Source organism: Streptosporangium sp. NPDC049248 (assembly GCF_040678965.1).
GTDB lineage: Bacteria > Actinomycetota > Actinomycetes > Streptosporangiales > Streptosporangiaceae > Streptosporangium > Streptosporangium fukuiense.
The window spans coordinates 281062-305230 of the sequence record NZ_JBFAQY010000004.1; the positions used below are offsets into that span (position 1 = coordinate 281062).

Genomic DNA, 24169 nt, shown 5'->3' on the forward strand with positions numbered 1-24169 from the left:
TTACGTTATTTCACAAGTCAGCCCGCTGTACAGGCTAATTGGGAAGAACGCCGCCTCACCGCGACCGCACCTCGCCCGCCGGCTCGGCGGTCACGCGTGACGTTGAGCACCTTTCCACAGCTCAGACTACTTCTTCATCGTCCGTAACAGTAGTCACCAGAGCAACTTGCGTCATAACATCTCGCTAGATTTGCCTTATGGTAGCAATCTAAACCCCGGCCGACCACTGCGGCTTTCGCGGCTTTTGTACGCTTTCGCAATCACAGTGCATCTCAGGGAGCCGTCCAGCGCAAGCCCCGTCGTTGAAACGCGATTCGCGATCAACCTAGGCTGATAATCGGGAGGCTCGGACCGTGATCCTTGACCGCCTCCACCTCGGCGACGGGCCGTCGCGTCACCGTGAGAGCGCCTGGGGGCGACGGCTCGACATCCCGGCTCCCGGCCGTAATCCACCCGTCAAATCCCGGAAAAGGCCATGGGCAGGACACTCCGGGTAGCCTTTCTTGCGAGTTGTCCCCAGGTCACACGCATAGGAGTTGCCTTGTCTGTCCCCGCGGACGCCGGCCGGCGTCGCATCGAAGCACTTCTCCAGGAGCACGAGGACCGCGTCCTCAAGCGCTGGCTTGAGATCGCCCTCTCCGCCACCGGCAGCCAGGTGGATCGCGGAGGGTTGGCCGACCAGCTACGTGATCTCTACCAGGCGCTGCGTCAGTCGTTCGAAGGCTCCGGCGACCTCAGCGACCTGCGCGGCCTCCTCGCCGAACTGTCCCGCGACCGCGCCCGCCAAGGGTTCACCCCGACTGAGACCGCGATCGTGGTGTTCGGCCTGAAGGAGGCGCTCTACGAGATGGCCGAGGAGGACGGCTCCCCCGATGCCCTGCGAGGTTTCATCTGGTTCTCCCGGGTAATCGACGACCTCGGGCTCTTCACCGTGGAGAGCTACGCGGCGGCCAGGGAGAAGATCATCATTGACCAGGCGGAGCAGCTACTGGAGCTGTCCACCCCGGTGGTCAAGCTCTGGGAAGGCATCGTCGCGGTGCCGCTGGTCGGCACGCTCGACTCGGCCAGGACACAGGTCGTCATGGAGAAGCTGCTGCAGACACTCGTCGACACCGGCTCCGAGCACGCGGTCATCGACATCACCGGGGTGCCGGCCGTGGACACCGAGGTCGCGCAGCACCTGCTCAAGACCGTGGTGGCGGCCCGGCTGATGGGCGCCGAGTGCGTGATCTCCGGCATCCGCCCGCAGATCGCCCACACCATCGTCACCCTCGGCATCGAGTTCGGCGACATCGTGACCAAGGCCACGCTCGCCGACGCGCTGGCCCACACGTTGCGGGCGAGCGGCGTCAAGGTCGTCAACGGCGGGCAGTCCCGTATCGCCGTACGGACGGTGGAGGCCTGATGGAACGCGTGCCCATCCTCAAACTCGGCGACATCCTGATCGTCTCCATCCAGATCGACCTGCAGGACATGAGCGTGCTCGCGCTCCAGGAGGACCTCTCTGAGAAGGTGGTCGCGACCGGCGCGCGAGGAGTGATCATCGACATCACCGCCGTGGAGATCGTCGACTCCTTCATCGGCCGGATGCTGGCCACCATCGCGGCGATCTCCCGCATGCTCGACGCCGAGACGATCGTCGTCGGCATGCGCCCGGCGGTGGCGATCACCCTCGTCGAGCTCGGCCTCTCCCTCGGTGGCGTGCGCACGGCGCTCAATCTGGAGAAGGGCGTCGCGCTGCTGAACCAGACCGAAAGCTCCCAGACCTCTGCGGCCGCCTGGTGACAAGCGCAGAGGAGTTGCCCATCAACGTCAACGGCGACGTCGTGCTGGTCCGCCAGCGCGTCAGGACCGTCGCCGTGAACGTGGGCCTGTCCCTGGTCGACCAGACCAAGGTGGTGACCGCGGCCAGCGAGCTGGCCCGCAACGCCCTGGTCTACGCCGGAGGAGGACAGGTGCGGGTCGAGGTCGTGCACAAGGGTGTACGGCGGGGCCTGCGGATGACCTTCAGCGACAACGGGCCCGGCATCCCGGACATCGAGCAGGCGCTGACCGACGGGTGGACCACGGGTAACGGCCTCGGTCTCGGCCTCAGCGGCTCCCGCCGTCTGGTCGACGAATTCGCCCTGGAATCGACCCCTGGCGAGGGCACGCTGATCACGGTGACGAAATGGGCACGCTGATCCGCTCGCAGCCCGACGTCTGGGTGCGCGCCGAGGACGCCAGTGCGATCGGCGCGCTCCGCCGTACCGCCGTGGCACTCGCCGAGATCCGGGGATTCGGCGAGGAGGACACCGGGCGGGTCGCCGTGGCGGTGAGCGAGGCCGCGTCGAACCTGGTGAAGCACGCGGTCGAGGGGGTCATGCTGATCCGGCCGCATCCCGAACTGGACTCGGCGGTCGAGGTCCTCGCGATCGACCGGGGGCCGGGGATGCACGATGTCTCCCGCGCCCTGCGCGACGGCTACTCCACGGCGGGCACGCTCGGCATCGGGCTGGGGGGCATCGCCCGGATGGCCAGCGGATACGAGGTTCACTCCGTGCCCGGCCGGGGAACCGTGCTCGGCATGTACTTCGTCGCGCAGGGCGCTCCGCTGCCTCGGTCCCAGGTGAGCGGCCTGACCCGCCCGATCGGTGAGGAACCCGTCTGCGGCGACGCCTTCGTGGTCACCGAGACCGGCGCCGCGATGACCGTGATGCTCTGCGACGGGCTCGGGCACGGCCCCGCCGCCGCCCACGCCTCCCGAGAGGCGGTGCGCCTGTTCCTGCGGCACGCGGACCTCGCACCGGTCACCGTCCTGGAGCGCATCCACACCGGCCTGAGCCACACCAGGGGCGGCGCCGTCGCCGTGGCCCGGATCGACGGTGCCGCGGGCACGGTGAGCTTCGCCGGCCTCGGTAACATCTCCGCGTGGATCGCCCACGGCGACGGCCGTCAGGGGATGATCTCGGTGCCGGGCATCGCCGGCCACAAGGCCAGGACCCTTCGCCAGTACGAGTACACCGTGCCACGGCACAGCGTCGTCCTGCTCCACTCCGACGGACTGTCCGAGCGCTGGGACATCACCTCCTACCCCGGGCTCGTCACGCGCCTCCCCTCCGTCGTCGCCGGCACGCTGCTGCGCGACGCCGGCACCCGCAGGGACGACGCCTGCGTGGTCGCCGTCAGGCCGGGCGCATGACCGGGGACGAGCTGATCAGGGTCGACGTCCAGGGCGACCAGGACGTCTTCGCCATGCGCAGGCTCGGCCGCGAGGTGGCGGAGAGCGTCGGGTTGGAGGCCCAGGACCAGATCCGGGTGGCCACCGCGCTGAGCGAGATCGGCAGAGAACTTCTCGACGCCGAGATCGAAGCCTCTGTCGCCTTCCGGCTGGAGCGGGATGCCCTGCTCGTCACCTTTGACTTCTCGGCGAAGACCGGTTTCAGCCCGTCGGGCGGCGTGATGCTGGCGGGGCGTCTCGTCGACCTCATCGAGCTCGATCCCGCCGAGGGAAGAATAAGCATGGTCAAACGGCTCCCGCAGGGCCGCGAGCCGAGGCGCTCGGCAGAGGAGATACGCGCCGTACTCGCCACCGCGACGCCCACCACCGCCCTCGACGAGCTGCGCCTGCAGAACCGCGAGCTCGCCGAGACCCTGGAGGAGGTCCTGCAGCTCAACACCGAGTTGCAGGAGACCAACCAGGGAGTGCTGGCACTCTACAACCAGCTCTCGGAGGAACTGGAGGAGACCAACCGCGGCGTCGTGGCGCTCTACGCCGAGCTGGATGAGAAGTCCGCGCAGCTCCGGGCGGCGAGCGACGCGAAGAACAGGTTCTGGGCCACGGTCAGCCACGAGCTGCGCACCCCGCTCAACTCGATCATCGGCCTGGTCCGCCTCCTGGTGGGCCCCGGCGGGGAGCCCCTGGCCGTCGAGCAGCTCCACCAGGTGAACCTCATCGGCTCCTCTGCGCAGACGCTTCTGGCGCTGGTGAGCGAGCTGCTCGACATGGCGAAGGCCGAAGCCGGGCGGCTCGATCCGCAGCTCTCCATGGTCGACCTGGTGGCGCTGGCGGAACGACTGCGCCTGACGCTCCGCCCCACCAGCGGCAACGACGAGGTGACGCTCACGGTGGAGATCCCGCAGACACCGCTGGAGATGATGGTGGACGAGGTGATGCTCACCCGGATCCTGCGGAACCTGCTCTCCAACGGGCTGAAGTTCACCGAGCGGGGCGAGGTCAAGCTGGCGGTGAGCATCGACGCCGCCACCCACGACCTGGTCTTCACCGTGACCGACACGGGGATAGGCGTGCCCGAGGAGCACCTGGAACGCGTCTTCGAGGAGTTCTTCCAGGTGCCGGGGAAGATCCAGGCGCGGACCAAGGGGACCGGCCTCGGCCTGCCGTACGCCCGCAGGCTGGCCGAGGCCCTGGGCGGCGGACTGCAGCTGACCAGCACGGTGGGATCCGGAACCACGGCCACCTTGAGACTGCCCTACCGGAACGACGAGGCTCCGGTGATCGACCGGCTGCTGATCGTGGACGACGACACGGAGTTCCGCGCCACGGTACGACGGATGCTCACCGGCTTCGCCACACACATCGACGAGGCCTCCGACGGGCTGAGCGCGCTGGAGGCGATGTCCGCGAACCCGCCCGACCTCGCGTTGGTGGACCTGCTGATGCCCCGTCTCGACGGCACCGCACTGATGTCGCGGATGGCCGACGACGAGCGGCTGCGCGGGATACCGGTGATCATCGTGACCGTCGCCACGTCGCGGCAGGCCCCGGAAGGAGCACACATGGTGATCTCCAAGCAGGGGCTCCGCCGTGACACCCTGCTGGAGGCGATCGGAAGCGCTCTGGGACACGCCCATGGGTAGCGGCGGAGCGACGGTGCTGGTCGTGGACGACACCCCGACCAAGCTGTACATCCTGTCGAGCTGGCTGCGCCGCTCGGGTCACCAGGTCGTGCAGGCCACCGGCGGCCTGGAGGCGCTCACCAAGGTCAGAGAGCTCCAGCCGGACCTGGTCGTCCTCGACGTACGACTGCCCGACATCAGCGGCTACGAGGTCTGCGAGCAGATCAAGGCCGATGCGGCGACGTCGTCGATACCGGTCATCCAGATCTCCGGAGCGGCGATCACCCCGGCCGACCGCGCCCAGGGGCTCGAACGTGGAGCCGACGCCTACCTGGCCGAGCCGGTCGAGCCTGACGAGTTCGCCGCGACGGTCGAGGCCACGCTGCGCTACTACCGCGCCCGGCAGCGCGCCGAACTGATGGCCCGGCGGCTCGCCGCTCTCACCGAGGTCACGCTCTCGATGAACTCCGCCGAGACCTTCGACGAGCTCCTCAGCACGGCCGTCGAGGGGGCCTCCCGAATCCTGGAGCGGCGGGGGAGCACGCTCGCGCTGCTTCCCGATGGCCGGATCCGCAGGTTCACCGTCGTACCTCTGGAGAACGCCGCCGTCGCCAAGATCGCGACGCCGGAGACGCTGACCAGGCTGGGCGCGATGTCCCTGGGCGATGCCGCGGGAACCCAAGTTTTCACGGTCCCCACCGCCAAGTGGACGGGGATGCTGCCCGACACGAAGATCAGCGGCGACGCCTCGGTCGTGGTCTGCCGCACCAAGCTGGGCAGGCCTCCCGTCTACCTCGGGGTGGACGGGGTCCCGCCGCTCGACGCCGACGAGTCCAACGTGCTGCGCCAGCTCGGCCAGGCCCTCGCCCTCGCCGTGGACGCGCTCCGGGCGTACGCCGAGGAGCACGCGATCGCCATCACCCTGCAGCGCAGCCTGCTGCCGGCGCGGATTCCCGAGGTCCCCGGGCTCACGATCAGCTGGCGTTACCAGCCGGCGGTCGACAACGTCGAGGTCGGTGGAGACTTCTACGAGGTCCTGCGGCTGGGCGAGCGGGTGCTCATCGCCATCGGCGACGTCCAGGGACACTCGCTGCTGGCCGCCACCGTCATGGCGGAACTGCGCCACGCGCTGCGCGCCTCCATCATCGGCACCTCGGATCTCGGCACGTCGATGGCCCTGCTCAACGACGTGCTGCGGCGCTACCACCCGGGTATGACGGCCACCGTCTGCCTGCTCCTGCTCGACCCGGTGACCGGGGAGATGGAGGTCGCCAACGCGGGGCACATCCCGCCTCTTCTCATCGCCGACGGCCGGGCCCACTACCACCGCATGGGCAATCTCCTGCTGGGCGTGGCCGAGGAGAGCTACCGGGTCGACCGGGTGAACGTACCGGAGGGAGGCTCGGTGCTGATGTTCACCGACGGACTCATCGAGGACCGCGACAAGCTGCTCGACGAGAGCCTGGAGATCGTACAGCACCTGGCCGAGGAGGTGGAGGAGGATCTGGAGGCCTTCTGCGACCGGCTGATCGAGAGGTTCGGCGCCAGGGAGGACGACGTGGCGCTGGTCATGTTCCGCCGCGAGAGGTAAGTAAGGACGCCGCCGTACCGCCTCGGGAGGCGGTACGGCGGAAGGAACCGATCAGACGGTCTCGACCGGCTTGGCGGTCTTCTCCAGCTCGGCGAAGAGGCCGGGCAGAACCCTGGCGTGCAGCACCGTGCCGTCCTCGGTGTGCTCGATGCCGAGGACCTCGCCCTCCCCGTGCGCCCTGGAGATCAGGTCGCCGCGCTCGTACGGCACCAGAAGCCTGACCTCCTGGTCGAACCGGGGCAGTTCCCGCTCGATCACGGCCCTCAGCTCGTCGATCCCGGCGCCCGTGCGGGCCGAGACCACGACCGTGTGCTTCTCCCGCGCGGTCAGCTGGGCCAGCACCACCGGGTCGGCGGCGTCGGCCTTGTTGATGACCACGATCTCCGGGATGTCGCGGACGCCCTCGATGTCGGCGAACACCTCACGTACCGCGGCGAGCTGCGACTCGGGGTCGGGGTGCGAGCCGTCGACCACGTGCAGGATCAGGTCGGCATCGCCGACCTCCTCAAGCGTGGAGCGGAACGCCTCGACGAGCTGGTGCGGCAGGTGCCGGACGAACCCGACCGTGTCGGCCAGCGTGAACAGGCGGCCGTCGGGCGTGTGCGCCCTGCGGACCGTCGGGTCGAGCGTGGCGAACAGGGCGTCCTCGACCAGCACTCCGGCGCCGGTCAGCCGGTTCAGCAGCGAGGACTTGCCCGCGTTGGTGTATCCGGCGATGGCCACGGCGGGGACCTCGCGCTGCAGGCGTCGGGCCCGCTTGGTCTCGCGGGCGGTGGTCATCCCGCCGATCTGGCGGCGTAGCTTGGCCATCCGCTCACGGATTCGGCGGCGGTCCAGTTCGATCTTGGTCTCACCGGGACCGCGACCGCCCATGCCGACACCGCCCGCGGCGCGCCCACCGACCTGGCGGGACAGGTTGCCACCCCAGCCTCGCAGGCGCGGCAGGAGGTAGTTGAGCTGCGCGAGCTCGACCTGGGCCTTACCCTCGCGGCTCTTGGCGTGCTGGGCGAAGATGTCGAGGATCAGCATGGTCCGGTCGATGACCTTGACCTTTACCGTCTCCTCGAGCTGGCGAAGCTGGCCGGGGCTCAGCTCACCGTCGCACACCACGGTGTCGGCACCGGTGGCGGAGACGATGTCGGCGAGCTCCTGCGCCTTGCCCGAACCGATGTAGGTCGCCGTGTCGGGCTTCTGGCGGCGCTGGATCAATCCCTCCAGCACCTGTGAACCCGCGGTCTCGGCGAGGAGCTTGAGCTCCAGGAGGGAGTTTTCGGCGTCGATCGCCGTACCGGAGGTCCAGACGCCGACCAGGACGACCCGCTCAAGTCGCAGCTGGCGGTATTCGACCTCGGTGACGTCTTCCAGCTCCGTGGAGAGGCCCGCCACCCGGCGCAGCGCCTGGCGCTCGGCCAGATCCATCTCGCCGGTGTCGAGCAGGTCGTCGAATCGATCGATGTCCAGCGGCTCACGAGTGTCTATGTCGTCGCTCCATTCAGATGGTGGGTCCGTATGCGTTCTTCTCATATGAGTGAACGCCCGAACACCCCGGGTCTCTTCCCCCCGATGGTGCCACGGGAACCGCTCCGTCATCACCTGGTTATCACCGCTCCGTCCGCCGGGCGGCGCGGGGCCGGTGTCGGTGCCCGCCGGTTCAGGAGAGCAGGACCCGGGCGTCGCCGGAACCGGTCCTCAGCGTGATCTTGTGCGGCGCCGAGGGGTCCCTGACCACCTCCACGGTCTCGTCGCCGGAACCGGTCTCGGTGGTCACGTCGTAGCTGCCCTTGGGAAGGTAGGCGGCCACGTCGCCGGAACCGGTCTCGATCTCCACCCTGTCGGGCATGACCGTGAATTTCGCCTCGACCTCGCCGGAGCCGGTGTCGGCGGTGAACTGCTTGGACCCCAGGTTTCCCGCCTCGACGTCGCCGGAGCCGCTCTCGGCGTGTACTCCCCCGGTCAGCCCGCGCAGCGTGATGGTGCCGGAACCGGTGTCGAGCTTGGCCGTCAGACCCGGCGGGATCTCGACCTTGTAGTCGACCGAGCAGCTCGGCCCGTCGCAGCGGTGCCGCAGGGTGAGCGTGCCACCGTCCACCGGGTGCTGGGTGGTGGGCCTGTCGCCGCCGCGCCAGTGGATGGTCTCGGTCACGTGGACGGCCTGCCGGTCCGACTCGGTGACCACGATGTCGCCCGAGCCCGTGGCGACGTCCAGGGCCGTCACCCTGCCGGTGACGTCGTAGGAGACGACGTCCTGCTGCCGGTCGCGGAAGTCCAGGGCGAACTCGCATCCCGAGAGCATGAAAACCGCCCCCAACAGCCCACCGGCGACGATCGTGTTCCTCTTCATGCGCCCGATCCTCGACTTTCCGGGAAGTCTCCACTTCCCATTCATGACTTGTCCGTCCTCTCCCTCTACCGGGAGGCGCTGATCCAACTGTCTCCCACTACATCCCCCAGATCATCGGGGAATTCCCCGAGCGAGCCCTGAGGGGGACCCTGCCTTTGACCGGGAACCGGCCGTCAAGTAGCGTCTATTCCACAGTTCAGAAACAATTTTCCACGATACGGAAAGAGGGCTCATGGACGGCGTTGAGATCAGTGGCCCCGGCCAGGACCGCTTTGACGAGATCCTCACCCCGGAGGCACTGGCCTTCGTGGCCACCCTCCAGCGCGAGTTCAACGACCGGCGCCTGGAACTGCTCCAGGCCCGCCAGGACCGTCAGGCGGAGCTGTCGGCGGGCGGCACCCTCGACTTCCTGCCCGAGACCAGGCACGTGCGCGAGTCCGAGTGGCACGTCGCCCCGCCCGCGCCCGGCCTGGAAGACCGCCGCGTGGAGATCACCGGCCCGGTCGACCGGAAGATGACGATCAACGCACTGAACTCCGGCGCCAAGGTCTGGCTGGCCGACTTCGAAGACGCCAACGCCCCCACCTGGGAAAACACCGTCAACGGCCAGCTCAATCTCCGCGACGCGCTTGACCGGACCATCGACTTCTCCGTCGGGGAGAAGAGCTACACCCTCAAGCCCGACTCCGAGCTGGCCACCATCGTGGTCCGCCCCCGCGGATGGCACCTGGAGGAGAAGCACCTCACCCTCGACGGGACGCCGTTCTCCGCCTCCCTCGTCGACTTCGGGCTCTACTTCTTCCACTCGGCTCAGCGGCAGATCGCCAAGGGCAAGGGCCCGTACTTCTACCTGCCGAAGATGGAGTCGCACCTGGAGGCCCGCCTCTGGAACGACGTCTTCGTCCGGGCCCAGGAACTGCTCGACATCGCCCAGGGCACGATCCGGGCGACGGTGCTCATCGAGACCTACCCGGCCGCGTTCGAGATGGAGGAGATCCTCTACGAGCTCCGCGACCACTCCGCCGGCCTCAACGCGGGCCGCTGGGACTACCTCTTCAGCGTGATCAAGAAGTTCCGCACCCGCGGCCGCGAGTTCCTGTTGCCCGAGCGGAACGCGGTGACGATGACCGCCCCGTTCATGCGCGCCTACACCGAGCTCCTGGTCAGCACCTGCCACCGGCGCGGGGCCCACGCCATCGGCGGGATGGCCGCGTTCATCCCCTCCCGCCGCGACCCCGAGGTCAACAAGATCGCCCTGGAGAAGGTCACCGCCGACAAGACCCGCGAGTCCGGCGACGGCTTCGACGGTTCGTGGGTCGCCCACCCCGACCTGGTACCGATCTGCCGCGAGGTCTTCGACGCCGTCCTCGGATCGCGGCCGAACCAGCTCGACCGCCTGCGCGAGGACGTCTCCGTCTCCGCCGCCGACCTGCTCGCGGTCGCCAAGACTCCCGGTGACATCACCGAGGCGGGGCTGCGCAACAACGTGGACGTGGCACTGCGCTACCTGGCCGCCTGGATGGGCGGGCTGGGCGCGGTCGCGATCCACAACCTGATGGAGGACGCGGCGACCGCCGAGATCTCCCGCTCCCAGATCTGGCAGTGGATCCACAACGACATCAAGCTCGCCGACACCGGCGCCCCGGTGACCAGGGAACTGGTCGAGCAGATCATCGACGAGGAACTCGCCAAGATCAAGGAAGAGCCCGGATACGACGAGGCCCTCTACGACCAGGCGACCGCGCTGTTCAAGGAGGTCGCCCTGGACGACGACTTCGCGGAGTTCCTTACTCTCCCTGCCTATGCGCGTATGCCATGACATGACCGGCCCGACGGTGAGGAATCCTCATCCCCTGACGAGGATTCCTCACTCCAGGCGGTCACCGGCGGCGGATGCGGAGGCCGGGCCGAGTGGATACTTTGCGTGCATGAGTGATGACAGGAACGGCGAGGAAGCCGGTCGGGGCGACTACGGGTCGCTGCTCGACGCCGTCAAGCGCGAGATCACCGGCAGCCGGGGACGGGTGGCCCTGCTCACCACCGATGCCGAGCTGATCCGGCAGTACTGGCGGATCGGCCGCCACATCCTCGAACGGCAGACGGACGACGACTGGGGCAGGAAGGCGGTGCCCCGGCTCTCGATCGACCTGCGCGGCGCCTTCCCCGAGGCCATGGGCTACTCGCGGACCAACCTCCTCTACATGAGGGCGTTCGCGGCGGCCTGGCCGGACTCCGTCCCGCAGACCGGGCGGCCGATCCCGTGGGGCCACCACATCGTCCTGCTGGACATGCTGGACAACCGGGCGACGAGGGAGTTCTACGCGCGAAAGACCGCGGACGAGGGGTGGGCCAGGGGCGTCCTGATCACGATGATCAAAGGCCGGCTCCACCTCCGCATCCGCCACTCCCCGCCCGGCCCGGCCCGTACCTCGCCGGCCCCCGACTGCCGGTCCGTCCAGCGGGAGTTCGCCGGCCTGCTGGACGAGGGCCCCAGGCACGGTAGAAACGCCGGCGCCCCCGCACTGAGCGAGAATGCAAGATGAGGGTTATGTCGTTAATCGGCTGATGTAGGCCGGTGGGCGACAGCAACGGCGTCCCTGTCGTCGCCGGGCCCTCGGTCACATCGCAGGAGGAACGATGCCGACAAAGACACTGGACGAGTCGGCCCGCAGGTTCGAGGAACTCCTCGGCCCCGGGTCGGTGATCACCGACCCCGTACGGCTGCGCACCTACGAATGTGACGGGCTGACCCACCACCGAGCCACTCCCGGCGTCGTGGTGCTTCCGGAGAGCGCCGAGCAGATCGCGGCCGTGGTGCGGATCTGCAACGAGCACGGTCTGCCGTTCGTGGCCAGGGGCGCCGGGACGGGTCTGTCCGGCGGGGCTCTGCCCAGGAGCGACGGGGTGCTGGTGGTGACCTCGAAGATGCGGCGAATCCTCTCCGTCGACGTGCCGAACCGGCGGGCGACCGTGGAGCCGGGGGTCACCAATCTGGCGATCACCGAGGCCGTCCGCGACCTGGGCTACTACTACGCCCCCGACCCCTCCAGCCAGCAGGTCTGCACGATCGGCGGCAACGTGGCGGAGAACTCGGGCGGCGCGCACTGCCTGAAGTACGGCTTCACGGTCAACCACGTGGTCGGCCTGGAGATCGTCACCCCGGACGGCGACATCGTCGAACTCACCGACGTCGATTCCGGCTACGACCTGCTGGGCGCGTTCGTCGGCTCGGAGGGCACGCTCGGCATCGCGACCAAGGTCGTCGTACGGCTGAGCCGGCTTCCTGAGGCCGTGACGACGCTGCTGGCGGCGTTCGAGGACATCGAGCGGGGCGGGCGGGCGGTCTCGGCGATCATCGGCGGCGGCATCGTGCCGGCCGCGATCGAGATGATGGACGCCCTGGCCGTCGAGGCGGCCGAGGCGGCCGTGGCGTGCGCCTACCCCGAGGGGGCCGGCGCGGTGCTCATCGTGGAGCTGGACGGCCCGGCGGAGGAGGTCGCGCACCAGTTCGGCGAGGTGACGCGGATCTGCCGGGAGAACGACGCGTTCGAGATACGGGTCGCCGACGACCCGGTGGAGCGGGCGGCCATCTGGCGTGGCCGCAAGTCGGCGTTCGCCGCGGTGGGCCGGATCAGCCCCGCCTACATCGTCCAGGACGGCGTCGTGCCGCGGACCGCGCTGCCCGAGGTGCTGGCGAGGATCGACGGGCTCTCCCGCGAGTACGGGATCAGGGTCGCGAACGTCTTCCACGCCGGTGACGGCAACCTGCACCCGCTGGTGCTGTTCGACGACGCGGAGCCGGGCGCGGGCGAGCGGGCGGAGATCGTCTCGGGAAGGATCCTCGACCTGTGCATCGAGCACGGCGGTTCCATCACCGGTGAGCACGGCGTCGGAGTGGACAAATCCCGATATATGCCAAAAATGTTCTCCGACGACGACCTCAACACCATGCAGTTGGTGCGCTGCGCCTTCGACCCCCGCGGCCTGTCGAACCCGGGCAAGATCTTCCCGACCCCGCGGCTGTGCGGCGAGGTCCCCGGGGTCCGCAAGGGCGTGCACCCGCTGGTCGCGTCCGGACAGGCGGAGCACTTCTGATGGAGGCACTGCACGAGACGGGTGTGACGGTCCGCCCGGCGACACCCGACAGGACAGCGGGTGGGATCCTCCCCCGCTGGGTGGCCCTGCCCGAGAACACCGATGAGGTCGCCGCGCTGATGCGTGTCTCGGCCGCGCACGACCTGGCCGTGGTCCCGGCAGGAGGCGGCACGAAGCTGGGCTGGGGAAATCCCCCCGAGCGGTGTGACCTGCTGATCGACACCCGCCGCCTGCTCCTCGGCGACGGATCGGCGGTCGAGCACTCCGCCGGCGACCTCGTGGCGCGGGTCAGCGCCGGGCTTTCCCTCGACGTCCTCGACTCCACGCTCTCGCGGTTCGGGCAGGAACTGGCCCTGGACGGCGCCCCGCGCGCCGGCACGGTCGGCGGCATGCTCGCCACCGCGGTCGCCGGCCCCCGCAGGTTCCGCTACGGCACCGCCCGCGACCTGCTGATCGGCATCACGGTCGTGCTGGCCGACGGCACGATCGCCTCCTCGGGCGGCAGCGTCGTCAAGAACGTCGCGGGCTACGACCTGGGCAAGCTCTTCACCGGTTCGTACGGCACGCTCGGTGTCATCACGGAGGCCACCTTCCGTCTCCACCCGATCCCGGCCGACCGCCGCTGGATCACCGTGGAGCCGGCTTCCCTGGCCGGCGCCGGCCACGGAACGACCGAGCTGGTCACCGAGCTCGCGGCCGCCCTGGCCGAGCCGAGCGCGATCGAGCTGGACTGGCCGGACCTGCTGGGCCCGCCCACCGTGTCCGCACTCGTCGAAGGGGTGGCCGCAGGTGCCCGGGCGGAGACCGTGCGCCGGCTCATGGACGGGTACGGGAGCGCGCTGATCACCGCGGAGGCGCCCGCCTGGTGGGCGGTACCGCCCGGTGCGGACGTACTGCTGGAGTTGCGGGTCCCGCCCGCCGCCGCGCACCTGGCACTGCGGGCGGTCGCCGCGCGCGGGCTGCCCGCGCGGGTACGCGGCTCGGTGGCCTCGGCGGTCCTGCGGGTCGCCCTGCCCGCGGACGTCGACGAGGCGGCCTTCGCCGAGTTCGTGGCGGGCCTGCGCGACGACCTCCGCAGGCTCGGCGGCGGACTGACCGTGCTCACCGCGCCTCCCGAGATCGCCCGCCGGGTGGATCGCTGGGGCCCGTCGGGCGCGCTGCCGCTGATGCGGCGGATCAAGGAACGGTTCGACCCCGACCGGAGGATGTCCCCCGGCCGGTTCGCGGGAGGGATCTGACATGGACCCGAAGCTGATCAATGACTGTGTGCACTGCGGCTTCTGCCTGCCCTCATGCCCGACATACGTCCTGTGGGGCGAGGAGATGGACTCCCCCCGCGGCCGGATCCATCTGATGAAGCAGCACGTCGAGGGCACACCGCTGACACCTGAGATGGCCGGGCACTTCGACGCGTGCCTGGGGTGCATGTCGTGCGTGTCCGCCTGCCCGTCCGGGGTGAGGTACGACCGGCTGATCGAGCAGACCCGCGCCGAGGTGGAGCAGGTACACGTGCGGAAGCCCGATGACCGGGCGCTGCGGGCGCTGGTCTTCCAGCTGTTCCCCTACCCCCGGCGACTACGGGCGATGCGACTGCCGCTGCGGCTCAGTGCCGGACTGCGCCGCGCGATCGCCCCGAGGCTGGAGCGGATCAACCCGTCCCTGGCCGCGATGGCCGACCTCGCTCCTCCGGCCGCCGCCAGGGAGGAGTTGCCGCGCGTGCTCCCGGCGCGGGGGCCGCGCAGGGCGACGGTCGGGATGCTCACCGGTTGCGTGCAGGGCGAGTTCTTCCCTCAGGTGAACGCGGCCACGGCCCGGGTGCTCTCGATGGAGGGCTGCGACGTGGTGATCCCGCCGTCGCAGGGCTGCTGCGGGGCGTTGTCACTGCACTCGGGCCAGGAGAGGCAGGCCCTGCGATTCGCGAAGCGGACGATCTCCACCTTCGAGCGGGCGGGCGTCGACACGATCGTGGTCAACGCCGCCGGCTGCGGATCGACGATGAAGGACTACGCGGAGATCCTCGAAGCCGAGGGAGGCGAGTGGGCCGACAGGGCACGGGCGATCAGAGTCGCCGACCTGGCCGAGTATCTCGCCGCGCTCGGGCCGGTGGCCGAACGGCACCCGTTGCCGCTCACCGTGGCCTACCACGACGCCTGCCACCTGGCCCACGCGCAGGGGATAAGGTCCGAGCCTCGCAGGCTCCTGGAAGGCGTGCCCGGCCTGGTGCTGAAGGAGATCGCCGAGTCGGCGATCTGCTGCGGCTCCGCGGGAACCTATAACCTGTTCCAGCCCCAGGCCGCCAGGGATCTCGGTGACCGCAAGGCGGAGCGGGTGCTGGCCACCGGCGCCGACCTGCTGGTCTCGGCCAACCCCGGCTGCACCATGCAGATCGCCTCGGCGATCCGCCGCCGGGGAGACGCGCCCATCCCCGTGGCGCACACCGCCCAGGTCCTCGACGCCTCGCTGCGCGGGCTCACGGAGGTGCCGTGAACGAGCCGTCCGGCGGCCACGGGACAGGCAAGGATCCGGGGTCGCCCGGCGAGGAGGTCACATGAGCGCTGTGCAGTCGGTCGACCGGGCACTGGACGTGCTGGAGGCGCTGGCCGAGCAGGGCGGGGAGGCGGGGCTCTCCGAGATCGCGGCCAGGACCGGCCTGCCCTACGGGACGATCCACCGGCTGTTGCGCACCCTGCTCGCGCGGGGCTACGTGCGCCAGGAGTCCGACCGCCGCTACGCCCTGGGCGGCGCGCTGGTACGGCTCGGCGGGGTGGCCGATCGCATGGTCGGCGTGTGGGCGCAGCCCCACCTGACGAAGATGGTCGAACTGTGGGGCGAGACGGCCAACCTGGCGGTGCTGGAGGGGGACTTCGTGGTCTACGTCGCCCAGGCGCTCTCGCCGCGGCGGCTGCGGATGTTCGCCGAGGTCGGCAGGCGGGTGCTGCCGCACAGCACGGCGGTGGGAAAGGTACTGATGGCCGACCGGCCGGACACCGAGGTGGCGTCGCTGGTCAAGCGCACCGGCATGCCCCGGCGGACCGCCAACACGATCACCGACCTGCAGGGGATGCTCGCCGAGCTTGAGCGGGTGCGCGAGCACGGGTACGCGATGGACCTGGGCGAGGAGGAGATCGGCGTGCACTGCCTGGCGGTGGGCGTACACGACGGGGCGCGGACCGTCGCCGCGTTGTCGGTCTCCGGGCCCGCCGAGCGGATCTCCGCGCTCGACCGGCGGGACCTCACCGAGGGGATGCGCAGAATCGCGCGCGACTTCGGCGCCGAACTGGGTCCGGCCACGTCCGCCCAGGCGGACGGCACGGTGTGAGCCGCTCGTCCCCACGAGCGGGCGTGACGGGAGGCGACCGCTTCCGGATCATGGCTGGTGAAGCCACCGGCGACTCGGCACACCGGGGCGGCATGTCGCTCCACTCGGGGCGGGGGCTCCCCGACTCGGCCGATCAGGTGTGGACGCGGTGGACGGGCAGTCCGTCGGCCGAGCAGTGCACCTCGACCTTGACCTCGGTCTCCTCCGACTCGAACTCGACACGGGCCCGGGCGTCGGGTCCGCGCTCGACGTCGTCGACCTGGAAACCCTGGGCCGGGCTCCACGAGCGGAGCGTGACCAGGCCGTTCTCGCATCGGGCGATGACCCTCCCGCCCATCGTGGCGATCACCCGGCTCTTGCCGGTGTCCGCGGCGGGTGTGGCGGAAGCCGTCGGAGCGGGGCTCGGGGTGCTCCCGGCCCCGCCGACCACCGTCGGAGCGGTGGAGGGAGCGCCGGGGAGCGACGAGGCGAGGACGAGAGCCTCGTCGACCTCGGCCGCGGAGAGGGGCCGGAGCCCGGCGGTCGTCAGCGGCTCGCTGATATGGTCGATCACCGCCACCCCCGCTCCGGTCGCGAGGAGTCCGGTGACCAGCCATCCGGCCACGACCAGGGGAAGACGCTTGCGCATGCGTTCACTGTGCCACCTGAAACGATAAGGCAAGGTTAAGGGGCCGATAACCCGCTTTTGACGTGGTGTGGAAGGAGGCTAACGTGGCGGCAAATGTCGAACGTACTGCTCATCGAGGACGACGCCGCGATCCGCACCTCCCTCACCCGGGGCCTGCGCGACCGCGGTCACGCCGTGTCGTCCGCTCCCGCCGCTCTCGACGGCCTCCGGCTGGCCGTTGAGGAACGCCCCGACCTGGTGGTACTCGATCTCGGCCTGCCCGACATGGACGGGCTGGACCTCCTTCGGATGCTCCGGGCGGTGAGCCGGGTCCCGGTGATCGTGGCGACCGCGCGGGACGGGGACGCGGAGATGGTCAGATTGCTGGACGCGGGCGCCGACGACTACGTGGTCAAGCCGTTCAGCGCGACCCAGCTCGACGCCCGGATCCGGGCGGTGCTCCGGCGGGTGGCCGGCGAGAACCGCGCCGACAGCTCGGTCACCGTCGGGGGCCTGCGGATCGACCCGCGTACCCGGGAGGCGACCCTGGACGGGGCGCCGCTGGATCTGAGTCCCCGGGAGTTCGACCTGCTCCACTACCTGGCCGCCCGCCCCGGCGAGGTGGTCACCAAGCGGGAACTGCTCACCCACGTCTGGCAGATCCCCTACGGCGGAGCCGACAAGACCGTGGACGTCCACCTGTCGTGGCTCCGCCGCAAGCTGGGCGAGACCTCCCAGGAGCCCCGCTACCTGCAGACCGTCCGGGGCGTCGGCGTGCGACTGGCCGCCCCGGCATGAGGCGCTGGCTGACCCTGCTGGTCGCGGCGACCACCTCCCTGGTACTGATCGCGCTGATGGTCCCGCTGGCGCTCCTGGTCCGCACGGTGGCGGTGAGCGGGGCGGTCAGCGAGGCCGAGAGCGAGGCCGAGTCGGTGGCCGTCGCGGTCGGCGCCGTGGACGCCGAGACCCTGCGGCTCACCACGGAACAGACCTCGCACCCGGTCACCGTCTTCCTCTCCGACGGCCGGCTGATCGGTGCCCCGGCCCCGCGCTCCACCGCTGTGGAGCTGGCCTTCCTCGGTCGCAGTGTCACCGCCGCCGCCCCCGGCGGCAGGGAGATCCTGGTCTCGGTCCAGGGGGCGCCCGGGGGCACCGCGGTGGTCCGGGTGTTCCTGGACGACGACCGGCTGACCAGGGGGGTGCCCCAGGTCTGGGCCGGACTGGCGGCGCTCGGCCTGGCTTTGGTCGGGCTGGGCGTGCTGGTCGGCGACCGGCTGGCCCGCGCGGTGATCAGGCCGATCACCGCGCTGGCGGGGGTCTCACACCGGCTCGCCGCGGGCGACCTGTCCGCCAGAACCGTGCCCGACGGCCCCGTCGAGGTGCACGCGGTCGGCATCGCCCTCAACCATCTGGCCGAGCGCATCACCGGCCTGCTGGCGGAGGAGCGGGAGAGCGCCGCCGACCTGTCACACCGGCTGCGCACCCCGCTGACCGGGCTGAGGCTGGAGGCCGAGTCCCTGACCGACCCTGAGGAGTCGGCCAGGATCGAGGCCCGGGTGGACGCCCTGGAACGCGCCGTCACCTCGGTGATCAACGAGGCCAGACGGCGGGTGCGGGACCGGGCCGAGTGCGACGCGGCGGCGGTGACCGCGGCCCGGGTCGCGTTCTGGTCGGTGCTCGCCGAGGATCAGGCGCGGCACTTCACCCTCGACCTGGCCCCCGGCCCGTTGCCGGTCTCCGTCCCTGCGGACGAGCTGGCCGCCTGCGTGGACGCGCTGCTCGGCAACGTGTTCGCGCACACGCCCGAGGGGGTCTCGTTCTCCGTACGGTTGGAGCCGGCCGAGGGCGGCGTGCTGCTGACCGTCGCCGACGCAGGCCCCGGCTTCGCCACCTCCGACCCGCTGCAGCGCGGTGAGAGCGGGGCCGGGTCGACCGGCCTCGGCCTCGACATCGCCCGCCGCACCGCCGAGTCGGCGGGTGGCTCGCTGTCCCTGCGGACCTCTGCCGCGGGCGGGGCGGGCGTGATCCTGTTCCTGCCCGCCGCCACGCCCTGAGGATCCTCGGCCTCCGCCTGAGAGACTCAGCGGGTCGCCGCGGAGACGTTCCCGCCTTTCCGGCGGGGCTCGTCGTGCACGAGCACCGGGTCCTCCACGGGCGTCCGGCCGCGTTCGGGGAACGGCTCAGGGAACATCCCGGACAGCCGGGAAGCCCGATCCGGCCCGCCCAGGGGTGAGATCCGAGAACCGGTTTCCCTCGCTTAACGATCTCTTAGCATGCCCCTATCAAAATCTCCGCAAATCTTGACCCATGAAGCGAATCACCAGAATCACCGTCGGAACCCTCGCAACCGCCGCCCTGCTGACCGCTGGGAGCGGCGTCGCCCTCGCCGCGCACCAGACGGGCAGCACGGCGATCACCACCACCGCCGCCGCCGACACGACCGCGGCGGACATCTCCGCTCGCAAGGCCGTACAGATCGCCAAGAAGCGCGTCCCCGGCGCGCGGGTGACCAAGGTCGAGCGCGAGTGGGAGCACGGCCAGCGCGCCTGGAAGATCGAGCTGCGCAAGGGCGCCTGGGAGTACGACGTCTACGTGTCGGCGAGGACAGGAAAGATCATCAAGTTGAAGCGCGAGTACGACGACTGATCAGCAGGCCTTGAGTACGGCCTGCATGGCGTCCTTCTCCGCGGAGGTCACCCACAGGCCGTACTTGACCTTCACCTTGATCTGGCGCTCGACGTAGGGGCATCGGTAAGCGTGACGCGGCGGGAGCCAGGTCGCCGCGTCACCGGCGCCCTTCTGGCTGTTCAGCGGCCCGTCGACGGCCAGCAGGTTCAGCGGGTCGTTGGCCAGTTCCTTGCGTTTGGTCTCGGTCCACGCCTGGGCGCCCTTCTGCCAGGCGTCGGCGAGCGCGATCACATGGTCGATCTGCACCGCCGAACTGGTCCGTGTCCCACGCTCGAACTTGATGGTCTTGCCACTGTAGGGATCGTCGAGAACGCCGGACTGGACGATGCACTTCTTGCCGCCCTCCTTGAAGGTCACATCCTTCAGGTCGCGGATGAGAATGTCGTTGCGGGTGTCACAGCCGTTCTTGTCGACGTCCGACCACGCGGACCCGAACTCGTCACGGTCGAAACCGGTCATCGAGGCGCGGCCCTTGACCTCTAGCTTCTTCAGGTCCTGGAGCGCCTCGGACGCGGACTGCCCGCCGCCGGAGGACTTCGTACCGTCGTCCAGACCGTCCGGAATCGGGCCGCAGCCCACCACCGTGAACGCGATCGTCGCGATGACCATCCCTCGTGCCAGCGCAGCCCGCACTATGCCACCTCTCCCGCGCGTTCACTACCTCTGAAGCGGCAAATTATTCCAGATACCTCCTTCAATCCTAAAAGCCTCAAGCGGTCTCTGGGAGACCGGAAGGCTTTTCGGTGCGTCAATCCGCACCTTAACCACGTCTTACATCTGACCTGCACAAATACATTGCGAACACCGCCCTACCGGAAGCACGCCTCGAAATTTTTACTCAACGCGACTATCGACTACCTAAAGTAACGGTGCTCTAATGGCCAAGAGTGCTCACAATGGGTGAGCGAAAAACCACGAAGAGGATTCGCATGGGTGAGATCTCATCGCGTCATCCCCACCTCGCACGGACCGCGACAGGACTGTTCAGCACCGCGGCCGCCCTGCTCCTGGCCTCCACCGGCTCCACCGCGGCGGCCGCGCAGCAGGCCTCCAACCAGCCGCCGAGGGTGGTCCAGCTCGCGGAGAACGCGAGCTGCCCCTTCAACAGCCTCTGCCTCTACCGTGACCACGGCTTCAACGGGCCGGGATACAGCATCCCCGCGGGCTACCCGACCGATCTGAACAACGTGCCGATGCCGGGCGGCGTGGGCGGCTCCTCCACCGCCGCGAACAACGTCTCGTCGTGGATCAACAACACCGGCTACTACGTCCTGCTGATCGACTACGAGGGGGAGGAGCGCACGCTGTATCCGGGCTACTCCTTCGAAGAGCCCCCCGAGACCAATGACAGCGTCGACGCCGTCGACTGGCGCTACTGACCCCCCCGCCCCCCTTTCTTCTCCCCGCGCGCCCGCCCGTCCGGGCTCCGGGGAGAAGGTCTCCGCGACCGTCCCGGTCAGGTGATCAGGATCCCGCCGTCGACCGGGATCACCGCACCGGTGACGTACGAGGCGGCGTCCGAGGCGAGGAAGATCGCCGCCGCGACGAGTTCGGCCGGATCTCCGGGACGGTTCATCAGCACCCGGTGCTCAAGCTGCCAGGCCATGTAGCCCTCCGCGTACTGATCGGTCATCTCCGAGGCGAAGAAACCCGGCTCGACGCAGTTGACCCGGATGCCGCGACGTCTCGTCCACTGCTGGGCGAGGTCACGGGTGAGGCCGACGACCCCCGCCTTGGACGCGCTGTAGGCGGCCTGCGGCAGCCCGGCGGTCGTCTCGCCCAGGATGCTACCGACATTGACGATCGAGGAGCCGGGCTTCATGACCCTGGCGCAGGCCTGCGCCATCCAGTAGGTGCCGTACAGGTTGATCTCCACCACCTGCCGGAACTGCTCGGGCGTCTCCCTCAGCGCCGGGACCGCGGTGCCCACACCCGCGTTGTTGATCAGAATGTCCACCGCACCCAGTTCGGCGACCGCGGCTTCGGCCAGGGCCTGGCAGTCCTCTGGCTTGGCCACGTCGGTGGCGAGGGCCACGCACCGCCTGCCGGTCTCCTCGACCAGGGCGCGGGTCTCCTCAAGGCGGTCCTTCCTACGAGCGCCGATCACGATGTCCGCACCCGCCTCGGCCAGACCCCTGGCGAACGCGACGCCGAGCCCCGAGGACGCGCCGGTGACAATCGCGACCTTGCCGTCCAGCCGGAATCGGTCCAGCATTTGATCCTCCCCAGTCCACCCCATATGCCGAATCAGATTCTAATGACCAGGAAAAGAACCGCCCGTGAGGGGCCTCCTCACGGGCGGTGCGGTTTTCCTGGCTCAAGGCTCCGAGCGGCGCCGCGGGCTTCGAGAGCGACCCGCGGCGATCCGTCCTACAGTCCGTACTCCTTGGTGATCCGCTCGTGCCGCTCCACCTCGACATCGACGGCCTTGGCCAGGTCGAGCCAGGCCAGCGGGTGCACCCAGCGTTCGGTGGCGTCGTCCAGGAGCGCGTCGATCTCGACCGGGCTGATGTCCGGCGGGACCGCGATCCAGCCGAACACGCCGGGCAGCGGCTCACCCGTGGTCGGGTGGGTCACGGTGTAGTTGTCGTCGCTGTAGACCCACATCGGCCAGCCGCGCTCGGCCATGACCTCGTTGAACTCCGTCCAGTCGGCCTGGCTGGGCGCGGCACCGTCGAAGAACCAGCTGGTGTAACCACCGGGGCGGAGCATGCTCACCGCGGCGAACGGCGGGACGAACTTCTCCTGCTCCTCGGCGTTCTCCGGAATCGGCTCCAGCAACTGCGGCTCGAAGACGACCAGGTCACCGGCGTTGTACTCCATGCCGGGAGGCTGGGGAATGGCCAGGCGCGCCGTCGCGGGGCCCGTGCGCACGCTCAACACCTGACGCTGGCTGCCGTCGGGGGCGGGGAGGATGATGCGCACCAGGCCCATCTCCTCCTCGATCGGTCCCTCGCTCGACTGCAGTGGAATCCCGATCCTGGCGGCACCCAGCCGGACGGTCTCCCAGTCTTCGGCGGCCGTCGCCATGACGACCATCCTCCACAGGTCCTGCTGCTCGATCTCCTCGGAGTCGAGGAGATCGCGCAGGATGCCCGCGCCCTTGGCGTTGTCGCCGAGCTGCTGCACCGCGGCCGACCACAGCCTGGCCGCGTCGATACCGCCGCCGGCGGCGACCGCCGCCTCCCCCTCGGCCGCCGCCTGCTCCCAGCGCTCCCGCGCGGTGTGCAGGCGCCCCAGGGCCATGTGGCGCTGCGCGGTGGGCAGCCGCTCGGCCAGCTGCTCCAGGCGCTCGTCCTGACGTGCCTCGATCAGCAGGCTGCTGAGGTACAAGGAGTCCTGCGGGTCGGCGCTCTCGATGTCGCCGGACTCGACCAGCATGGTCCAGTAGATGTCGGCGCCCCTCGCCGGATAGCCGAGGAAGCCCAGCGTGGTGGTGTGGCGCCGGGTGGCCTCCACATCGTGGCCGGACAGCGGGGTCAGCCAGCCCACCCAGCGCTCCGGGTCGGCGTTGAAGCCGTCGGCGGCGTCGAAGTAGCCGACCAGCTCGGCCTCGGGCCCCGGAGCGGGAAGCGCGCTGGCCTCGTCGGCGGCGGTGCGCAGCGCGGCGATCCGCTCGGCGACGTCACCTGAGTTCCTGAGCTCTCCCGCCGCCGACTCCGCCAGGTCGGCCAGCAGACGCGCCTGCCAGATTCCCTGACGGGCGACCGCCAGTTGCCCTGCGACGAGCGCCAGTTCCACCCGGGCGCGGTAGCCGCCCATCATCGCGAAGTAGTCGATCCACTGCTTGAGCACCCGGCCCAGCTGCCAGGTGTTGGTGATCTGCGCCGACCCGGCGAGCGCGCGAACGGCGTACGACCACTCCACCCAGGCGCGGGGGTGCTCGCCGACCACGTCGAGATCGGGCAGGGCGTCGACGGACTCCTGCACGCGATCGAGGGTCGCGAGCACGAGCGCACGGAGCACTCCCTCGCGATACCCCTTGGCCACCGGGTCGTCCGGCTTGAAACCGGCCGCGGCGTCGAGCGCGGTGAGCGCGTCCTCGGCGCGGCCCGCGACGAGCAGCGCGCGGGCCGAGGCCGCCCCCAGTTCCCAGCTCGCCTCACGGCCCGCACCGCCCAGCGCCGCCACGGCGGTCTCCGCGTGGGAGACGGCCTCCTCGACACGCCCCGCGTCGAGAAGCGCCGCGACATAGTGCTCGGCGACGGAGGCGAAGGCCAGCGAGCCGGGCTCGACCTCCAGTGCCGAGAGCGCGGCCAGCCGCTCGGCGGCGTAACCGGGGCCGTCGGCGTTCGCCTGGGCTAGGGCCAGCGCCACGACGGCACCGGGCGCGGCCGGGCATTCGCGAACGTCCTCGCGCCTGGTGAACTCGACCAGTGCCTCGGCGTCGGCGATCGCGACCGCCCCCTGCGCGCGGTCGCCGATACGGCCGATCAGATGCCAGTAGCGGGCGTAGAACTCCAGCCAGGGCATCTGCAGGTTCTCCGCCTGCTGCGCGATCGCGGGCGCGAGCACGTCGAGCTGCGCGTATCGGCCTTCCAGCGCCTGCGCGGGCACATCTCCGATCACCATAGCCAGACCGGTGTTACCTGCTTCGTGCAGTTGCCGCTGGGTGTCGCCCACCCAGGCCCAGATGTCCACGTCCATGAGACGTCAGTCTGCCAGGTCGGGAAGCATGCCCCAAACGAC

22 protein-coding genes are annotated in these 24169 nt (G+C 69.8%); 16 read left to right on the forward strand and 6 right to left on the reverse strand.

The features are described 5' to 3' along the window. Positions 1-541: 541 nt before the first annotated feature. The 6 genes from AB0K21_RS10530 to AB0K21_RS10555 are packed head-to-tail and all read left to right on the forward strand — an operon-like array spanning position 542 to position 6430. Positions 542-1405, forward strand: coding sequence for an STAS domain-containing protein (locus tag AB0K21_RS10530; RefSeq protein ID WP_364149178.1), 864 nt, complete (start codon positions 542-544; stop codon positions 1403-1405). After that, positions 1405-1785 carry an STAS domain-containing protein gene (locus AB0K21_RS10535; RefSeq protein WP_364149180.1) on the forward strand — a complete coding sequence of 127 codons (381 nt, stop codon included), beginning with the start codon at positions 1405-1407 and terminating at the stop codon, positions 1783-1785. The genes AB0K21_RS10530 and AB0K21_RS10535 overlap by 1 nt, the downstream gene beginning before the upstream one ends. After that, entirely contained in the window at positions 1782-2183 is a 402-nt protein-coding gene (locus AB0K21_RS10540) for an anti-sigma regulatory factor (protein ID WP_343979903.1), read from the forward strand. Before AB0K21_RS10535 ends, AB0K21_RS10540 begins: the two co-directional genes overlap by 4 nt. Continuing rightward, positions 2171-3181, forward strand: coding sequence for a SpoIIE family protein phosphatase (locus tag AB0K21_RS10545; RefSeq protein ID WP_343979906.1), 1011 nt, complete (start codon positions 2171-2173; stop codon positions 3179-3181). The genes AB0K21_RS10540 and AB0K21_RS10545 overlap by 13 nt, the downstream gene beginning before the upstream one ends. Then, on the forward strand, positions 3178-4860 hold the full coding sequence (locus AB0K21_RS10550) for an ATP-binding protein (protein WP_364149182.1): 1683 nt from the start codon (positions 3178-3180) through the stop codon (positions 4858-4860). Before AB0K21_RS10545 ends, AB0K21_RS10550 begins: the two co-directional genes overlap by 4 nt. After that, the gene (locus AB0K21_RS10555; RefSeq protein ID WP_343979912.1) at positions 4853-6430 is read left to right on the forward strand and encodes a fused response regulator/phosphatase; all 1578 of its coding nucleotides are present in this window, start codon (positions 4853-4855) and stop codon (positions 6428-6430) included. The genes AB0K21_RS10550 and AB0K21_RS10555 overlap by 8 nt, the downstream gene beginning before the upstream one ends. Positions 6431-6481: 51 nt before the next feature. Here AB0K21_RS10555 and hflX read toward each other — a convergent pair whose 3' ends face one another. Both hflX and AB0K21_RS10565 read right to left on the reverse strand, forming a co-directional pair. After that, positions 6482-7849: a GTPase HflX gene (gene hflX / locus AB0K21_RS10560; RefSeq protein WP_364149413.1), complete on the reverse strand. Its 1368-nt coding sequence runs from the start codon at positions 7847-7849 to the stop codon at positions 6482-6484. A gap of 232 nt (positions 7850-8081) precedes the next feature. Beyond that, positions 8082-8771, reverse strand: coding sequence for a DUF4097 family beta strand repeat-containing protein (locus tag AB0K21_RS10565; RefSeq protein WP_343979915.1), 690 nt, complete (start codon positions 8769-8771; stop codon positions 8082-8084). 232 nt (positions 8772-9003) lie between these two features. On the opposite strand from AB0K21_RS10565, the gene aceB reads away from it, so the two are divergent. From aceB to AB0K21_RS10595, 6 genes are all read left to right on the forward strand, one after another. After that, positions 9004-10590: a malate synthase A gene (gene aceB / locus AB0K21_RS10570; RefSeq protein WP_343979918.1), complete on the forward strand. Its 1587-nt coding sequence runs from the start codon at positions 9004-9006 to the stop codon at positions 10588-10590. A 109-nt stretch (positions 10591-10699) separates the two neighbouring features. Beyond that, complete coding sequence (locus tag AB0K21_RS10575) at positions 10700-11314, forward strand: DUF1016 N-terminal domain-containing protein (protein ID WP_343979922.1); 615 nt, start codon at positions 10700-10702, stop codon at positions 11312-11314. Between the two features lie 94 nt (positions 11315-11408). Beyond that, entirely contained in the window at positions 11409-12866 is a 1458-nt protein-coding gene (locus tag AB0K21_RS10580; protein WP_364149185.1) for an FAD-linked oxidase C-terminal domain-containing protein, read from the forward strand. After that, positions 12866-14104, forward strand: coding sequence for an FAD-binding oxidoreductase (locus AB0K21_RS10585; RefSeq protein WP_364149187.1), 1239 nt, complete (start codon positions 12866-12868; stop codon positions 14102-14104). Before AB0K21_RS10580 ends, AB0K21_RS10585 begins: the two co-directional genes overlap by 1 nt. 1 nt (position 14105) lies before the next feature. Continuing rightward, positions 14106-15353: a heterodisulfide reductase-related iron-sulfur binding cluster gene (locus AB0K21_RS10590; protein WP_343979931.1), complete on the forward strand. Its 1248-nt coding sequence runs from the start codon at positions 14106-14108 to the stop codon at positions 15351-15353. Positions 15354-15414: 61 nt separating this feature from the next. Then, complete coding sequence (locus AB0K21_RS10595; protein ID WP_343979935.1) at positions 15415-16185, forward strand: IclR family transcriptional regulator; 771 nt, start codon at positions 15415-15417, stop codon at positions 16183-16185. A 133-nt stretch (positions 16186-16318) separates the two neighbouring features. Here AB0K21_RS10595 and AB0K21_RS10600 read toward each other — a convergent pair whose 3' ends face one another. Next, positions 16319-16813, reverse strand: coding sequence for a hypothetical protein (locus tag AB0K21_RS10600; protein WP_343979938.1), 495 nt, complete (start codon positions 16811-16813; stop codon positions 16319-16321). A gap of 93 nt (positions 16814-16906) precedes the next feature. Here AB0K21_RS10600 and AB0K21_RS10605 point away from each other — a divergent pair, with 93 nt between their 5' ends. The 3 genes from AB0K21_RS10605 (at position 16907) to AB0K21_RS10615 (ending at position 19438) form a co-directional block, all read left to right on the forward strand. Further along, a complete protein-coding gene (locus AB0K21_RS10605) occupies positions 16907-17590 on the forward strand; it encodes a response regulator transcription factor (protein ID WP_343979941.1) in 684 nt (227 codons plus the stop codon). Then, positions 17587-18846: a HAMP domain-containing sensor histidine kinase gene (locus AB0K21_RS10610; RefSeq protein ID WP_343979943.1), complete on the forward strand. Its 1260-nt coding sequence runs from the start codon at positions 17587-17589 to the stop codon at positions 18844-18846. Before AB0K21_RS10605 ends, AB0K21_RS10610 begins: the two co-directional genes overlap by 4 nt. A gap of 253 nt (positions 18847-19099) precedes the next feature. Next, entirely contained in the window at positions 19100-19438 is a 339-nt protein-coding gene (locus AB0K21_RS10615; protein WP_343979947.1) for a PepSY domain-containing protein, read from the forward strand. On the opposite strand, the gene AB0K21_RS10620 is transcribed toward AB0K21_RS10615, so the two are convergent. After that, positions 19439-20113: an HNH endonuclease family protein gene (locus tag AB0K21_RS10620; protein ID WP_343979951.1), complete on the reverse strand. Its 675-nt coding sequence runs from the start codon at positions 20111-20113 to the stop codon at positions 19439-19441. 296 nt (positions 20114-20409) lie between these two features. On the opposite strand from AB0K21_RS10620, the gene AB0K21_RS10625 reads away from it, so the two are divergent. Beyond that, a complete protein-coding gene (locus tag AB0K21_RS10625; protein WP_343979954.1) occupies positions 20410-20859 on the forward strand; it encodes a peptidase inhibitor family I36 protein in 450 nt (149 codons plus the stop codon). Positions 20860-20936: 77 nt separating this feature from the next. Here the strand turns inward: AB0K21_RS10625 and AB0K21_RS10630 are convergent, their stop codons facing one another. After that, positions 20937-21695 (reverse strand): SDR family oxidoreductase, encoded by a 759-nt coding sequence (locus AB0K21_RS10630; protein WP_343979957.1) that lies wholly within the window; start codon positions 21693-21695, stop codon positions 20937-20939. A gap of 155 nt (positions 21696-21850) precedes the next feature. Continuing rightward, entirely contained in the window at positions 21851-24127 is a 2277-nt protein-coding gene (locus tag AB0K21_RS10635) for a tetratricopeptide repeat protein (RefSeq protein ID WP_364149191.1), read from the reverse strand. Positions 24128-24169 lie beyond the last annotated feature (42 nt).